A 1,739-nucleotide genomic window follows, 5' to 3' on the forward strand; every position below is an offset into this window, starting at 1 on the left:
AACGAGAGCCTGGCCAACCTGCTCAAGGAGGAACGGCGCTTCGCCCCGCCGGCAGAGCTCGCCGCAGCCGCCAACGTCACCGCGGCCGCATACGCTCAGGCCTCCGAGGACCGCCTCGGCTTCTGGGCCGAGCAGGCCCGCCGCCTCACCTGGGCCGTCGAGCCCACCGAGACACTCGACTGGTCCAACCCGCCGTTCGCCAAGTGGTTCGCCGACGGCAAGCTCAACGTGGCCTACAACTGCGTCGACCGCCACGTCGAGGCGGGCAACGGCGACCGCGTCGCCATCCACTTCGAGGGCGAGCCCGGCGACAGCCGCTCCCTCACCTACGCCCAGCTCAAGGACGAGGTCTCACAGGCCGCCAACGCCCTGCTGGAACTCGGGGTCCGCAAGGGCGACCGGGTCGCCGTCTACCTGCCGATGATCGCCGAGGCCGTCGTCGCGATCCTCGCCTGCGCCCGGATCGGCGCCACCCACTCGGTGGTCTTCGGCGGCTTCTCCGCCGACGCCGTCGCCTCCCGCATCCAGGACGCCCAGGCCAAGCTCGTCATCACCGCCGACGGCGGCTACCGGCGTGGCAAGCCCTCCGCCCTCAAGCCCGCCATCGACGAGGCACTGACCAAGGTCGACGGCGTCGAGCACGTCCTGGTCGTCCGCCGCACCGGCCAGGACGTCTCCTGGACCGAGGGCCGCGATGTCTGGTGGCACGAGGCCACCGCCCGCCAGTCCACCGAACACACCCCCGAGGCGCACGACGCCGAGCACCCGCTCTTCATCCTCTACACCTCCGGCACCACCGGTAAGCCCAAGGGCATCCTGCACACCTCCGGCGGCTACCTCACCCAGGCCAGCTACACCCACCACGCCGTCTTCGACCTCAAGCCGGAGTCCGACGTCTACTGGTGCACCGCCGACATCGGCTGGGTCACCGGCCACTCGTACATCGTCTACGGCCCGCTCTCCAACGGCGCCACCCAGGTCATCTACGAAGGCACCCCCGACACCCCCCACCAGGGCCGGTTCTGGGAGATCGTCCAGAAGTACGGCGTGACGATCCTCTACACCGCGCCCACCGCGATCCGCACGTTCATGAAGTGGGGCGACGACATCCCCGCGAAGTTCGACCTCTCCTCCCTGCGGGTCCTGGGCAGCGTCGGCGAGCCGATCAACCCCGAGGCGTGGATCTGGTACCGCGAGCACATCGGCGGCGGCAAGGCCCCGATCGTCGACACCTGGTGGCAGACCGAGACCGGCGCCATGATGATCAGCCCACTGCCCGGCGTCACCGAGACCAAGCCCGGCTCGGCCCAGCGCGCGCTCCCCGGCATCGGCGCCACCGTCGTCGACGACGAGGCCCGCGAGGTCCCCAACGGCTCCGGTGGCTACCTCGTCCTCACCGAACCCTGGCCGTCCATGCTCCGCACCATCTGGGGCGACGACCAGCGCTACATCGACACCTACTGGTCGCGGTTCGAGGGCCGCTACTTCGCCGGTGACGGTGCCAAGAAGGACGAGGACGGCGACATCTGGCTGCTCGGCCGGGTCGACGACGTCATGCTCGTCTCCGGCCACAACATCTCGACCACCGAGGTCGAGTCGGCCCTGGTCGGACACCCGTCCGTGGCCGAGTCCGCCGTGGTCGGCGCCGCCGACGCCACCACCGGCCAGGCGATCGTCGCCTTCGTCATCCTCCGCGGCACCGCCGCCGACAGCCCCGAGCTGGTCGAGGAGCTGCGGGC

General features: G+C 70.5%; 1 protein-coding gene. It reads left to right on the plus strand.

Annotated features, from left to right (window positions below):
* Positions 1-1,739, plus strand: a 1,739-nt coding sequence (gene acs / locus PUR61_RS11995) for an acetate--CoA ligase (RefSeq protein ID WP_329878692.1), incomplete at both ends; no start/stop codon positions are given.

The sequence above is a fragment of the Streptomyces sp. BE20 genome (genome assembly GCF_036322525.1).
Taxonomy (GTDB): Bacteria; Actinomycetota; Actinomycetes; order Streptomycetales; family Streptomycetaceae; genus Kitasatospora.